Origin of the sequence: uncultured Eudoraea sp., assembly GCF_947490415.1 — a bacterium.
Taxonomy (GTDB): Bacteria; Bacteroidota; Bacteroidia; order Flavobacteriales; family Flavobacteriaceae; genus Eudoraea.
In genome coordinates this window covers 567,550-581,008 of record NZ_CANLGX010000003.1, presented here as the reverse complement: position 1 = coordinate 581,008, position 13,459 = coordinate 567,550, and the positions used below count along the sequence as shown (strand labels likewise).

The window sequence follows — 13,459 nt, the reverse complement described above, 5'->3', positions numbered from 1 at the left end:
ATTTTTTATTAAAGGATTTTAATCGTTATTTCGCACCTTATTAAATAACTTTTAAGATGCAAAGATTTTATTGTTTTTTCTTGCTGTTTTTAACTTTATTGTCTTGCAAGAAGCAGGAAAGTGAGTCCCTTAGGGAAGGGATGTGGTTAGCTCAATTGGAAGCCATGAATAATGAGCTTCTTCCCTTTAATTTTAATTTAAAAAAATCTGAATCAGGATATATAATGGACGTTTATAATGCTGGGGAAACTGTTCGGGTTGATGAGATTGAAATCCGTAATGACAGCATAAAAATTAAAATGCCTGCATTTGAGGGCTATATCTCAGGAACTTTTAATGATTCGGTTATTAAGGGCAGATTTATAAAAGAAAGCCTGGATAGAATTGTGCCATTTTACGCAGTATATGGAGATAGCATTAGATTTCATAGTTCAGCAAATGCAAGGGTAGATGTTTCCGGGATATGGGAAACCAAATTTAGTCCGGATTCTGAAGATGAGTATTTGGCCAAGGGTATTTTTACACAACAAATCAACAAGGTTAGTGGTACTTTCAGAACAAACACGGGTGATTATAGGTATTTAGAAGGGATAGTAGATGGCGATAGTTTGAGACTCTCCACTTTTGACGGGGCTCACGCTTTTTTGTTTACTGCAAAGGTGACAGACAGTACTTTAAACGGCACTTTTTATTCAGGAAATCATTTTAAAGAGCCTTTTATTGGCCGCAGGAATGAAGGATTTCAATTAGCTGATGAAGAATCGCTAACCTTTATGAAGGAGGGCTATGATAAATTACAGTTTTCGTTTCCAAATACTGAAGACATCTTAATTTCACTAGAAGACTCCAGATTTAAGGAAAAAGTTGTAGTGGTACAAATTATGGGTACCTGGTGCCCGAATTGCCTTGATGAAACCAGATTTTTATCAGATTACGTAAAAACCAAAAAACCGGACAATTTTGAAGTGGTTGCCCTGGCTTTCGAGTATGCCAAGACCAAAGAACTGGCTTTTAAGGGAATTGAAAGGCTAAAAAATAGGGTAGGGGTAACTTATCCAATTCTTCTGGCTCAATATGCCAGTTCCAGCAAAACCAAAGCGAATGAAAAACTACCCATGTTAAATCATATTATTTCATACCCTACAACTATCTTTATTGACAAGAAGGGAAAGGTAAGGAAGATTCATACCGGATTCAACGGGCCGGCCACAGGCCAAAAGTATATTGATTTTAAAGAAGATTTTGATCAATATATTGAATTGTTGCTAAGCGAATAATGCAAACTTCAAATTTGAAAGTCTGAGACAAAGTAAAAGCTCCTTCAAATTATGGTAGATTTACCTAACCAAATATTTTCCCGGTTGATAGTAAGATGATCATCTGATTCCCGGATATTACTCGAAATAAAATCGCCCACAGAATTTGTACCGTACTTGCTGTTTTTATCCAAATCCGGAGTGACAATTTCATTTTTCATTGATTTCAGGACTGCTATTACAAGAGCTCTGGACTCTTCATCCAGGCCAAAATGGTCTAATAGCATTGCCGCAGATAATATGGATGCAATAGGGTTGGCAATATCTTTATCTTTTGCCTGAGGGTAAGATCCATGTATTGGTTCAAATAGTGCATTGTGCTCTCCCACAGAAGCAGAAGGTAGCAGGCCTATAGAGCCACCAATTACACTTCCCTCATCGGATAATATATCACCAAACATATTTTCGGTAAGAATCACGTCAAACTGGCTGGGATTAAGTATTAGTTGCATTGCGGCATTATCAATAAACAAAAATTCCAAAGTAATCTCAGGATAACTTTCTGCAATTTTTGTGACCACTTTTCGCCACAGCCTTGATGATTCAAGGACATTTGCCTTGTCTACCAGGGTTAATTTCTTTCGTCTCGTTTTAGCTGCTTTGAATGCCATGTGCGCAATACGGCTAATTTCTGCCTCAGAATAGGTGCATAAATCTGAAGCCACAGTGCCATCTTCGTTCAAGTTCTTCTCACCAAAATAAATCCCTCCAATTAGTTCTCGGTAGATTACGAAATCAGTACCCCGAATAATTCTTTTCTTTAATGGAGATTTATCAATAAGCGTAGGAAAAACTTTGACCGGTCGAATATTGCTAAATAGTCCCAGTTCTTTCCTAAGCTTTAATAGCCCTTGTTCAGGTCTGATTTTAGCATCTGGGTCATTGTCATACTTAGGGTCACCTATTGCCCCAAACAATACGGCATCTGAATTTTTACATAATTCAAGAGTGGAATCAGGAAGCGGGTTTCCGGTTTTATCTATTGCTTTTGCACCAACTATTGCTTCAGTAAACTCAAATTGGTGACCAAAAGTCTCCCCAACAGCCTGAAGGCACTTAACAGCTTGAGCAGTAACCTCGGGTCCAATTCCGTCACCAGGTAAAAGAGCAATTGTAAGATTCATTTAAGCGACACTTTCAATATTAATTGGGCTTGATTCAATTATTTGGTGGATATCATCATCAAGGATTTCTTTTTTCTGGTCAGCAAATTTCAAAAATTCAGTATAAACACTATCCAATTGTACTTTTGTGAGTTCATAACCTACTTTTTTAGCCCGATAGGCCAATGCCGCTCTACCACTTCTTGCGGTAAGCACAATGGAGGATTCGTTAACACCAACATCCTCGGGGTCCATAATTTCGTATGTTTCTCGTTTTTTAATCACTCCATCCTGATGAATACCTGAACTATGCGCAAATGCATTTGATCCAACAATAGCCTTATTTGGCTGCACCACCATCCCCATTTTATCTGAAACCATTTGGCTGGTACTGTATAATAATTTACTGTTAATATTCGTATCCAAATTGAGATCCGGGTGTTGTCTTAATATCATCACAACTTCCTCAAGTGAAGTATTTCCCGCCCTCTCGCCAATACCATTAATTGTACATTCTATCTGTCTTGCTCCATTGATTACCCCTGCTATTGAATTTGCCGTAGCCAGTCCCAAATCATTATGACAGTGACAAGAAAGTTTGGCTTTTTCAATTCCTTTTACATTTTCTTTCAAATATTTCATTTTTGCGCCATATTCCTCGGGAAGACAATATCCTGTCGTATCCGGAATATTTAGTACGGTAGCCCCAGCCTTAATAACGGCTTCACATACACGTGCCAGGTATTCATTATCTGTTCTGCCTGCATCCTCTGCGTAAAATTCAATATCTTCTACAAAAGTTTTTGCATATTTAACTGCATCAACTGCTCTCTCCAGTATTTTATCCCTTGTAGAATTAAATTTGTATTTTATATGTGAATCAGAAGTGCCAATTCCAGTGTGAATTCGAGGTTTTCTTGCATACTTCAGAGCCTCTGCAGCTACTTCGATATCTTTTTTAACAGATCTCGTCAATCCACAAACCGTTGCTTCCTTTACAATTTTTGCAATTTCATTGACAGATTTGAAATCACCCGGGCTCGAAATCGGAAATCCTGCTTCAATAACATCAACCCCCAATAGGTCGAGGCGCTCTGCAATTACAAGCTTCTGTTTGGAATCCAGTTTACAACCCGGAACTTGTTCACCATCCCTGAGTGTCGTATCAAAAATGTCTACCTTATCTTTACTCATTATTTTTGCATAATTTTAGTCACTATACGAATATATAGTTAGGAAAGTGAATAGCTTAATTGCCTATGATTCATTTACAACGTTAATTTACTTTTTAGTATTCGTAAAGTGCTGTAAAACAACTATATAAATTATATTTTTTACGATGACAAATGCCCATAAAGATGCATTGTTTGTTTTAGTTAAATCTCTTTCTAAATCTGAAAAGCGACAATTTAAGCTTTATGTGGGTCGTCTTGGAGTAAATACAGATGCCAAATTTCTTGCGCTTTTTAATTTACTTGATAAACTTAAGACTTATGATGAAAGGGTAATTTTAGAGAGCGGGATCGTTAAAAAAACACAGCTATCTAACCTAAAAGCGCATTTGTACAAACAGATTTTGGTTAGTTTAAGATTAAATCCAGTAAATCAGAATATTAGAGTTCAGATAAGGGAACAATTGGACTTTGCCACTATACTTTATCAAAAGGGGCTGTATAAGCAAAGTCTAAAAATATTAGATAAAGTAAAAAGTATAGCAATAGATAATGAAGAGAAAAACATTGCCTATGAAATTGTGGAATTAGAAAAAATTATTGAAACACAATATATTACAAGGAGTATTCCGGATAGAGCTGATGAACTGGTTAGGCAAGCCAAGAAATTGTCAGAGCAAAACGTTTTGACCAGCAAACTTTCCAATCTATCGCTCCAATTATATGGTATGATGTTAAAAGTAGGCTATGTGAGAAATGATGAAGACCTTGGCCGAGTAAGGCTTTATTTTGCAGAGCATTTACCTGAATACAAAATTGAAGATCTTGGTTTTAGGGAAAGGTTATGGCTGTATAAGGCACATTTATGGTATAGTTTTTTGATACAGGACTTTTTATCATGTTATAAATATTCAAGTAAATGGGTAGATCTGTTCTATGAGAATGAAAAAATGATTTATTTAAATCCTGTTTTCTTTTTGAAAGGGAATCACTATTTATTGGAGTCTTTATTCTTTGTAAAGTACAGTTCTCAATTTAGAGAGACACTTGAAAAAATGGAGGCTATTGTTGGCGAAAAGGAATTTGCTAAAAATGACAACATATCATCCTTAGCATTTTTATATATTTATTCAAATAAGTTAAACCTTCATTTTCTGGAGGGCACATTTGATAAAGGATTGTACCTGGTTAAAATAATTGAATACGGCATAACCAAACACCGTGATCGCATAGACCAGCACCATATAATGATCTTTTATTATAAAATTGCCTGTCTGTATTTTGGAGTTGGAGACAATAAAACCTGCATAAAATATTTAAAGAAGATTATAGATAATAAAAACCTTAAGATGAGGGAAGATCTAATGTGCTTTGCCCGGGTTTTAAGTTTAGTGGCGCATTATGAAGCAGGCATGGATTACCACCTTGAAATTCAGTTAAAGAGTACTTATAAGTTTTTACTCAAGATGAATGATCTTCAGGCAGTTCAAAAGGAAATGATCAAATTCTTAAGGAAGTTAGGGGATATTTATCCTCATGAATTAAAAGCGGAATTTCAAAGTTTATATGATGAACTAAAAAAATATGAAGATCATCCCTATGAAAAGCGCGCATTTCTTTATTTAGATATACTCTCCTGGCTTGAAAGTCATTTGCAAAACAAACCTGTAGGGCAAATTATCCGAGATAAGGCTTTGAAAAATATTCGTTGATTTCCTCAGATGACCACATTATGGTATGGGGCTTTTTTTAAATGTATCGAAAATTCAAAAACAAGCATCCCAAATTGGATCTTCTCCGGTCGGTGCCGTTATAGATATAGGTTTCTTTCCAACAGGATGAAAAAATTCTATGCTTCGGGCATGCAAATGGATACTTCCGTTTTTATTGCTACGGTCAAAACCATATTTTAAATCTCCTTTAATTGGGCATTTTATTGCTGCCAGTTGCGCCCGAATCTGATGATGCCTCCCCGTTTTCAAATCGATTTCCAATAAATAATAATTGTTGAGCTTTTTTAAAATTTGGTAATCTAAAACGGCCTTTTTACTATTGGGAACTTCTTTAATATGGGCATAGGACTTATTCTGTTTCGTGTTTCTCACCAACCAGTGTTCCAAAGTGCCCTGCTCTTTATCAGGATGATTTTTTATAATTGCCCAATATGTTTTTTTTGCTAATTTTTTTGAAAATAATTCGTTTAATCTGGAAAGTGCTTTTGAGGTTCGTGCAAATATGACTATTCCAGAGGTGGGTCTGTCTATCCGGTGAACTACGCCCAAAAAAACTTTCCCCGGCTTGTTATATTTTTTTTTAATGTATTGCTTTACTATTTCACTTAATGGTTCATCTCCTGTTTTGTCTCCTTGAACAATATCGCCTGGTCTCTTGTTTACGGCAATAATATGGTTATCCTCATATAATACCTGAAGATTTTGGGAATTGGTCTTAGTTCTATTGTCCACTAGCTTTAATATTGCTCATCATCACTGGGGAAGTCCTGGCTTTTCACATCACTTACATAGCGCGAAATGGCATTTCCCATATCCTCATAAAGATTCATATACCTCCGTAAAAACCGTGGATTGAACTCATGAGTCATTCCAAGAAGATCATGGATTACCAATACCTGACCATCGGCATATTTACCACCGCCTATACCAATTGTTGGGATAGTAATATTTTCGGACACTTTCTTTGTTAACAAAGCCGGTATTTTTTCGAGGACAATTGCAAAACAGCCTAGCTTCTCAAGTAATTCAGCGTCTTCCATTAGTTTCTGAGCCTCATCCTTTTCTTTGGCCCTGACGGTATATGTGCCAAATTTATAGATGGCCTGTGGTGTTAATCCCAGATGTCCCATAACCGGAATACCTGCATTTAGGATTCGTTTTACTGATTCTTTTATCTCAATACCACCTTCGACCTTTACTGCATGAGCACCACTTTCTTTCATTATTCTGATAGCTGAACGAAGTGCTTCTTTGGGATCACTCTGGTAACTTCCAAAAGGAAGATCAACTACTACCAGAGCCCTGTTTACTGCTCGGATAACGGAAGAGGCATGGTAAATCATCTGATCGAGTGTTATAGGTAAAGTAGTCTCATGTCCTGCCATGACATTGCTGGCAGAGTCACCTACCAATATGACATCAACTTTGGCATCATCAACAATCTTTGCCATGGAATAATCATATGCTGTTAACATAGAAATTTTTTCTCCCTGCTTCTTCATTTCTATTAAGGACTTAACAGTAACCCTCTTGTATTCTTTTTTGGAAATAGACATTGCTTTCTTTTTGGCGAGTTAAATGTAAGGAGTTTTGTTCAATTGTTAAGAGCAAGATAAAGTGTTTAAATTATTCCTTATTTTAGGCACCGAAGTTTAAACGATTAAACAATGAGAGTATTTATTTGTTTGCTGTTGATTTTTAGTTCTGGTTTATTAAATGCCCAGAATAATGAAAAAGAAGAAGTAAAGAAGGCCGTTGAAATGTTTTTTAATGGATTTCACAATCAGGATTCTGTGCTAATAAAAAGCACTACCAGTCCTGGTATAATTATGCAAACTATTGGTCGTGATAAAGAAGGTGCAAGTGTAGTCAAGACCTCAGATTTCAATACTTTCCTAAAATCTATAGTTAGTATTCCTGACACTACAAAATTTCGGGAAAAATTACTATCCTATCAAATTCAGGTCGATGGAAGTATGGCAAATGCCTGGACCCCTTATGAATTCTATATCAATGATAAACTGAGTCATTGTGGGGTTAATTCATTTCAATTGCATAAGAAAGACGGAGCCTGGAAGATCATTTATATTATAGATACACGGCGGCGTGAAGACTGCGATTAGGCCAAAAAACACCCTAATTCTTCCGGTTTCAAGCCTCTCTAAATACAATTTCTTTTAGAATACTCCTTATTTAGTTAACGGAACTAATGACATCCTGTCAGTTTTTTCCGGTTGGCATGCTGTTTGTCATTTAATAAATCACTGAAATATAGATAAATATTAACTTATAAAATAAATATTGATGAGCAAGATTATAGGAATAGATTTAGGAACAACAAACTCATGTGTTTCTGTAATGGAGGGCAATGAGCCGGTTGTGATACCCAATGCGGAAGGTAAGCGAACCACACCGTCTGTTGTTGCGTTTGTAGAAGGTGGCGAAATAAAGGTTGGTGATCCTGCTAAAAGACAGGCAGTTACTAATCCGCATAACACGATATATTCCATTAAACGTTTTATGGGGAATAAATTCTCAGAGTGTCAAAAAGAAGTTGACAGAGTACCTTATAAAGTCGTAAAAGGAGACAATAATACACCAAGAGTAGATATTGATGGACGTTTATACACGCCTCAGGAGATTTCAGCAATGGTGTTACAAAAAATGAAAAAAACTGCTGAAGATTATTTAGGCCAGGCCGTTACCTCAGCCGTTATTACAGTGCCTGCTTATTTTAATGATGCACAGAGACAGGCAACTAAAGAAGCAGGAGAAATTGCTGGTCTTAAGGTAGAAAGAATCATCAATGAACCTACAGCAGCTTCTTTGGCCTACGGACTTGACAAGAAGCACAAGGATCAGAAAATTGTAGTATTTGATTTCGGTGGAGGTACGCATGACGTTTCCATTTTGGAATTGGGAGATGGAGTTTTTGAAGTATTGTCTACAGATGGTGATACTCACTTAGGAGGCGATGATGTTGATCAAAAAGTTATTGACTGGTTAGCAGATGAATTTAACAAGCAAGAGAGCATAGATCTGCGAAAAGACCCAATGGCGTTACAAAGATTACGTGAGGCAGCAGAAAAAGCCAAAATTGAATTGTCTACTTCTGCACAAACTGAAATCAATCTTCCGTATGTGACTGCAACAGCTTCCGGACCTAAGCACCTCGTGGTTACCTTGACTCGTTCAAAATTTGAGCAATTAATCGCTGATTTGGTGAAGAGAACCATTAAACCTTGCGAAACAGCTTTAAAAGCTGCCGGACTTTCAAAAAGTGATATTGATGAAATTATTTTGGTTGGAGGATCTACCAGGATTCCTGCGGTTCAGGAAGCTGTTGAGAAATTCTTTGGTAAAAAACCATCTAAAGGCGTGAACCCTGATGAAGTTGTTGCTGTTGGAGCTGCTATCCAGGGAGGTGTTCTTACAGGAGACGTGAAAGATGTCTTGCTATTGGATGTTACCCCGTTATCTCTTGGAATTGAGACCATGGGAGGCGTAATGACCAAATTAATTGAGTCAAACACCACTATTCCAACGAAAAAATCACAAGTATTTTCTACTGCTGCGGATAACCAGCCATCTGTTGAGATTCATGTTTTGCAGGGAGAAAGACCAATGGCGACAGATAATAAAACCATTGGAAGATTCCACTTGGATGGAATTCCACCTGCACAAAGAGGGATACCTCAGATTGAAGTTACTTTTGATATAGATGCTAATGGTATTATAAAGGTATCGGCAACAGATAAGGCTACTAACAAAACTCAGGATATCAGAATTGAAGCTTCTTCCGGACTTACCGAGGAGGAAATTAAGAAAATGAAGGCAGAGGCAGAAGCTAACGCAGAATCTGATAAAAAAGCTAAAGAGACTGCAGATAAAATGAATGAGGCAGATAGCATGATATTCCAGACTGAGAAACAATTAACTGAGTTTGGAGATAAATTATCTGAAGACAAGAAAAAGCCAATTGAAGATGCTTTAACAGAGCTTAAAACAGCTTATGAAGGTAAAGATGTTGAAATAATAACATCTGCACTGGATAAAATAAATGAGGCTTGGAAGGTTGCATCTGAAGAGATGTACAAGGCCCAGGCTGAAGCTCAACAAGCCGGAGCATCAACTAATGGCGAAGAGACTGCTTCTGCAGAAGATACAAAAGAAGGGGATAATGTGGAAGATGTGGATTTTGAAGAAGTAAAGTAAAACAAAAAATATGTTGGGATTAAAGGGCGGTTATTCCGCCCTTTTTTATTTTCGGTATGTTATTTGTTTTCATTTTGAGGTATAAAGAAGTAATTTTGTGTCAATGCAAAAAAACTACATTACTTACCTTTTTAAGCTGATATCGGTTATAGGTCTTTTCTTATTGCCCTTTAAGACATATACCCAGGAACCACAAATCTTTACAATAAAGGATTTTGACCTTAGGGGAAAGGTTAAGTCCTGCCTGGTCATTACTGATTATGGCAAAGAAGAGTTTGAATTTGATAAGGAAGGCTTACTTACCAAAAATTTAACCCGTTATAATGAAACCGATTACGATATTACTTATTACAAATATTTGAACGGACAGTTGATGGAAAAGCGCGATGAAATTTATCGCGAAGGCCAATTTGACAAACAGACTTCACTTGCGCATTTTTTTGAAGTTGATACCACGGATAATAAAAAAGTTTCTGAAAAAATTATTTCTTATGCCGGTGATGTTCTGGATATCTATGAGTATTCTTATGATAAGGATGGTAATCTCATAGAAATTATCAGATCTAATAATCAAGGTTTGGACAACACAAATATTGAATATAGCAGTTATAAGGGCGAAACAACAATAACCTATTTGTTAAATGGTGAAATTCTCAAATCTGTAAGAACATCTTTTAAGAAGAATAAAAAAGGCATAAAGAACAAGATAGTTTTAAGCAAAGAATTTCTTAATGGAATTCCCAACAAAGCGGAAGAGCGGATATATGATTCGGAAGACAAATTGACCTCATTAAAGGAATTTGATTATGATGAAGCTAAGAAGTCATTTGTAACCATAAAGGATATTAACTATAGCTATGATGCAGAGGGCTTGCTTATAAAAGAGGTTGAAAAAATTGAAAAATCTGTCAATACAAAAGGTTATATATACCAATTTGATGGAGAAGAAGAGGGGAATTGGGTTAAAAAAATCATTACACCAAAAAACCTTTTTACTACTCGAAGTATAACTTATTATCAGGATGAATTAACTAAAACTAAAGAACAATAACATTACTCTTTAAACGGTTCAATTAAATCCCATAAGTTTCCATAGACATCCTTATCGGGAGGACGAACAAAAGTAACCCCTTGTTGGCTCATTTATCCTGGCGAAGAAATTTTCCCCATTCATTTTTCAGAATACCATAACAGCAGGTGTTTCTTTTATAGCCATCTAATAAATAGACATTTTCCCTGAGAATTCCTTCCAGAACAGCTCCCAGCTTTTCCACTGCTTTTCTTGATTGCAAGTTTCGTTCATCTATCCTGAAGGAAACTTTTTCAAATCCCAGCATGTCAAAAGCATGGTTAAGCAGCAAATTTTTCATTTGTGAGTTAAGACCGGTGCCCTGAAACTTTTCACCTATCCATGTAGAGCCAATTTCCAACACCTTGTTTTTATAATCTATATTCATATATCTGGTACTTCCGGCAAATGCCATGGATTTTTTATCATAGATAATAAAGGGCAGCGAGGATCTTTGCTTCTGCTGTTCCAGGGCTATTTCAACATATCTCCTTAGAGCCGCAGGAGTTTCGATATCAGAAGGGGAATACTGAATAAGTTTATGCTCTGCAGCTACTGAATGTAAGTTTGTGTAGTTATCAAGAGTGAGAGGCGAGAGTCTTACCCTATCATTTTCCAGAATTATAGATTTTATCATATAATTAAACTATTAATAAGTTCTTTTTTTACGATATGACCTCCATCAAAAATATGTTCTTTTGCCCTGCCATTAAATATGGTCCGGCTTTTTTCTCTCTCAATAGTCAAGCGATCTTTTGTAAGATATTCATCTTGATTACCGATAATTATACTTATCTGAGTATTAGCATCTAAATGTGCAAAATCATTTTCATTTAGTTCGTTTGGAATACCACCCGCATAAAGCACTAATTGATTACATATAATTTTACGTTGAGCCACCCATCTGGCAGCCATCGAAACTCCTTGAGAGAATCCAAATATTATAAGGTTATGCGTGGAGAGCATTGTTTCCGCTTCTAAAATGGCATCGAGATAGTTGAGATTATTCTTTATTTCTCTCTGAGTATTTTCTTTTGTCAGCCAACTGGCGCCAACGTGTTTATATGAGTTATTCAGATAATATTTGGAAGGTGCCTGCGGGGCAATAATGTAATTATCTACAGGATTTAGTTCATCAAAATATTTTAGAAAATACTTGCTCAAATACCCTATTCCATGAAATACAATCCATACATTTTTGGTTTTATCAGTAAAGCCATTTAATGTTTCATAGGTGTTTGTGCTGTTATACCTAACAGATTTTTCCAATGGTTTATTACTCATATTATTTCAATTGTTATTTGTGCATTTGAATGCTTAATTTTACGCAAAATTATTTCTATGGACGAATACAAAGACAAAATACTGAAGGTTTGCAATGATATTTGTAAAAATACCCTAATGGAAACCTTGGAAATTGAATTTGTTGATGTAGGTGAAAATTACCTTGTGGCTAAAATGCCTGTAACCTCAAAGGTTCACCAACCTGATGGTGTCTTGCATGGTGGCGCAACTGTTGCTCTGGCCGAAAGTGTTGGCAGCGCCGCTTCGTATGTATTTCTTGACGCCCAAAAATATTTTGTGCGTGGTATTGAAACATCGGCTAATCATGTAAAGAGTATAAGTGAAGGAGAGGTATATGCCAGAGCTACAATTATTCATAAAGGAAGAACTACACAATTGTGGGATATTAGAATAACAGACATAAAAGGCAACCTCATTTCAATATGTAAATTAACCACTATTGCCCTACCAAGAGCCTAGTATGTTTTTAGAACACATTAGCATAATTGAAAATCACTGGAAAAGTGAATTACCCCTTGTTGTTTACAGAAAACCTAATACCAACGAAGTAATCTCAATTTTTCAGCAAGATTCGAACCTGTACCATGTCCATGATTTTAGCGAGAAAGGATTTGTTTTCGCTCCCTATGATAGGAGGGCTCCTGGAATTCTAACCCGAGCGGATAAAATCTATTCGCATGAATATCAAATCAGGCATTTAAAATTTGATACTCCCAACTTTGGAGCAATCCCGGGAGAGGGGAGGAAATACCATATCGAAATTGTAAATAAAGGGATTAAAGAAATTGTAAATAATAAATTCAAGAAAGTAGTGCTATCAAGAAAGATAGTGGTCCCCAATAATTCCTCACCTATTGAAATATTTAGAAAGGTCCTTGATAGTTATCCTAATGCTTTTTGTTATTTCTGGTACCATCCAAAAATAGGTATTTGGATAGGAGCTACTCCCGAATTACTTTTTCTTAAACAAAATTCCACTTTGGTTACTGTGTCTCTTGCAGGCACCAAAAAGAGTACAACCACTGATAAACCTTCATGGGGTAAAAAAGAAAAAGAGGAGCAGGATTTGGTTACCCAACACATCGTTCAACAACTCAGTGGTTACGTCCCGGATTTGTCAATTGGAAAGGTAAATTCTGTTAGGGCAGGTAATTTATGGCACCTTAAGACTAAAATTTGGGGGACAGTTGGGGATTTGAAATTAAAAAGTATAATTCAAGCATTACATCCCACGCCGGCTATTTGCGGCTTACCTGTAAGTGAAGCAGAAGCATTTATTGAAAGGAACGAGAATTATGATCGGGAATATTACACCGGATTTTTAGGAGAACTAAATATTGATAATGACAAAACTTCACATCTCTTTGTCAACCTTCGTTGCATGCAAATAAAAGATGATTCGGTTTTCCTTTATATTGGTGGCGGAATAACGGGCAGTTCCAATGCTGAACAAGAGTGGATAGAAACAGTTCATAAAAGCGAAACCATGCTAAATATGATATTTAATTAAGTCAATTGATTGGATTTAGACCGCGTTCCGTCGTAT

General features: G+C 36.3%; 13 protein-coding genes. 7 read left to right on the top strand and 6 right to left on the bottom strand.

The features are described 5' to 3' along the window. The first annotated feature begins 56 nt into the window (after positions 1–56). Complete coding sequence (locus Q0874_RS10885; protein WP_299162987.1) at positions 57–1,277, top strand: peroxiredoxin; 1,221 nt, start codon at positions 57–59, stop codon at positions 1,275–1,277. A 44-nt stretch (positions 1,278–1,321) separates the two neighbouring features. Here the strand turns inward: Q0874_RS10885 and leuB are convergent, their stop codons facing one another. Together leuB and Q0874_RS10875 are read right to left on the bottom strand one after the other, a co-directional pair. Beyond that, a complete protein-coding gene (gene leuB, locus Q0874_RS10880) occupies positions 1,322–2,440 on the bottom strand; it encodes a 3-isopropylmalate dehydrogenase (protein WP_299162984.1) in 1,119 nt (372 codons plus the stop codon). Continuing rightward, positions 2,441–3,613 (bottom strand): 2-isopropylmalate synthase, encoded by a 1,173-nt coding sequence (locus tag Q0874_RS10875; protein WP_299162980.1) that lies wholly within the window; start codon positions 3,611–3,613, stop codon positions 2,441–2,443. A gap of 145 nt (positions 3,614–3,758) precedes the next feature. Here Q0874_RS10875 and Q0874_RS10870 point away from each other — a divergent pair, with 145 nt between their 5' ends. Further along, the gene (locus Q0874_RS10870; protein WP_299162977.1) at positions 3,759–5,303 is read left to right on the top strand and encodes a hypothetical protein; all 1,545 of its coding nucleotides are present in this window, start codon (positions 3,759–3,761) and stop codon (positions 5,301–5,303) included. A 54-nt stretch (positions 5,304–5,357) separates the two neighbouring features. Here Q0874_RS10870 and Q0874_RS10865 read toward each other — a convergent pair whose 3' ends face one another. After that, on the bottom strand, positions 5,358–6,056 hold the full coding sequence (locus Q0874_RS10865; protein ID WP_299162975.1) for an RluA family pseudouridine synthase: 699 nt from the start codon (positions 6,054–6,056) through the stop codon (positions 5,358–5,360). Between the two features lie 5 nt (positions 6,057–6,061). Then, positions 6,062–6,880, bottom strand: a complete 819-nt coding sequence (gene panB / locus Q0874_RS10860; RefSeq protein ID WP_299162973.1) for a 3-methyl-2-oxobutanoate hydroxymethyltransferase — start codon at positions 6,878–6,880, stop codon at positions 6,062–6,064. 111 nt (positions 6,881–6,991) lie between these two features. Here panB and Q0874_RS10855 point away from each other — a divergent pair, with 111 nt between their 5' ends. The 3 genes from Q0874_RS10855 (at position 6,992) to Q0874_RS10845 (ending at position 10,590) form a co-directional block, all read left to right on the top strand. Then, a complete protein-coding gene (locus Q0874_RS10855; protein ID WP_299162971.1) occupies positions 6,992–7,447 on the top strand; it encodes a nuclear transport factor 2 family protein in 456 nt (151 codons plus the stop codon). A 181-nt stretch (positions 7,448–7,628) separates the two neighbouring features. Then, positions 7,629–9,539, top strand: coding sequence for a molecular chaperone DnaK (gene dnaK, locus Q0874_RS10850; protein WP_299162968.1), 1,911 nt, complete (start codon positions 7,629–7,631; stop codon positions 9,537–9,539). Positions 9,540–9,642: 103 nt separating this feature from the next. Next, positions 9,643–10,590: a hypothetical protein gene (locus Q0874_RS10845; protein ID WP_299162965.1), complete on the top strand. Its 948-nt coding sequence runs from the start codon at positions 9,643–9,645 to the stop codon at positions 10,588–10,590. 88 nt (positions 10,591–10,678) lie between these two features. Here the strand turns inward: Q0874_RS10845 and Q0874_RS10840 are convergent, their stop codons facing one another. After that, positions 10,679–11,245 carry a GNAT family protein gene (locus Q0874_RS10840; RefSeq protein WP_299162962.1) on the bottom strand — a complete coding sequence of 189 codons (567 nt, stop codon included), beginning with the start codon at positions 11,243–11,245 and terminating at the stop codon, positions 10,679–10,681. Then, positions 11,242–11,892, bottom strand: a complete 651-nt coding sequence (locus tag Q0874_RS10835) for an esterase (protein ID WP_299162959.1) — start codon at positions 11,890–11,892, stop codon at positions 11,242–11,244. The genes Q0874_RS10840 and Q0874_RS10835 overlap by 4 nt, the downstream gene beginning before the upstream one ends. A gap of 57 nt (positions 11,893–11,949) precedes the next feature. On the opposite strand from Q0874_RS10835, the gene Q0874_RS10830 reads away from it, so the two are divergent. Together Q0874_RS10830 and Q0874_RS10825 are read left to right on the top strand one after the other, a co-directional pair. Then, a complete protein-coding gene (locus tag Q0874_RS10830) occupies positions 11,950–12,372 on the top strand; it encodes a PaaI family thioesterase (protein WP_299162956.1) in 423 nt (140 codons plus the stop codon). Between the two features lies 1 nt (position 12,373). Continuing rightward, entirely contained in the window at positions 12,374–13,423 is a 1,050-nt protein-coding gene (locus tag Q0874_RS10825) for an isochorismate synthase (RefSeq protein WP_299162953.1), read from the top strand. Positions 13,424–13,459 lie beyond the last annotated feature (36 nt).

Coding starts and splice junctions, on each gene's coding strand:
- Q0874_RS10875 (WP_299162980.1), bottom strand. CDS start 3,613: ATGAGTAAAGATAAGGTAGACATTTTTGATACGACACTCAGGGATGGT.
- Q0874_RS10855 (WP_299162971.1), top strand. CDS start 6,992: ATGAGAGTATTTATTTGTTTGCTGTTGATTTTTAGTTCTGGTTTATTA.
- Q0874_RS10840 (WP_299162962.1), bottom strand. CDS start 11,245: ATGATAAAATCTATAATTCTGGAAAATGATAGGGTAAGACTCTCGCCT.
- leuB (WP_299162984.1), bottom strand. CDS start 2,440: ATGAATCTTACAATTGCTCTTTTACCTGGTGACGGAATTGGACCCGAG.
- Q0874_RS10870 (WP_299162977.1), top strand. CDS start 3,759: ATGACAAATGCCCATAAAGATGCATTGTTTGTTTTAGTTAAATCTCTT.
- dnaK (WP_299162968.1), top strand. CDS start 7,629: ATGAGCAAGATTATAGGAATAGATTTAGGAACAACAAACTCATGTGTT.
- Q0874_RS10845 (WP_299162965.1), top strand. CDS start 9,643: ATGCAAAAAAACTACATTACTTACCTTTTTAAGCTGATATCGGTTATA.
- Q0874_RS10885 (WP_299162987.1), top strand. CDS start 57: ATGCAAAGATTTTATTGTTTTTTCTTGCTGTTTTTAACTTTATTGTCT.
- Q0874_RS10830 (WP_299162956.1), top strand. CDS start 11,950: ATGGACGAATACAAAGACAAAATACTGAAGGTTTGCAATGATATTTGT.
- panB (WP_299162973.1), bottom strand. CDS start 6,880: ATGTCTATTTCCAAAAAAGAATACAAGAGGGTTACTGTTAAGTCCTTA.
- Q0874_RS10825 (WP_299162953.1), top strand. CDS start 12,374: ATGTTTTTAGAACACATTAGCATAATTGAAAATCACTGGAAAAGTGAA.
- Q0874_RS10835 (WP_299162959.1), bottom strand. CDS start 11,892: ATGAGTAATAAACCATTGGAAAAATCTGTTAGGTATAACAGCACAAAC.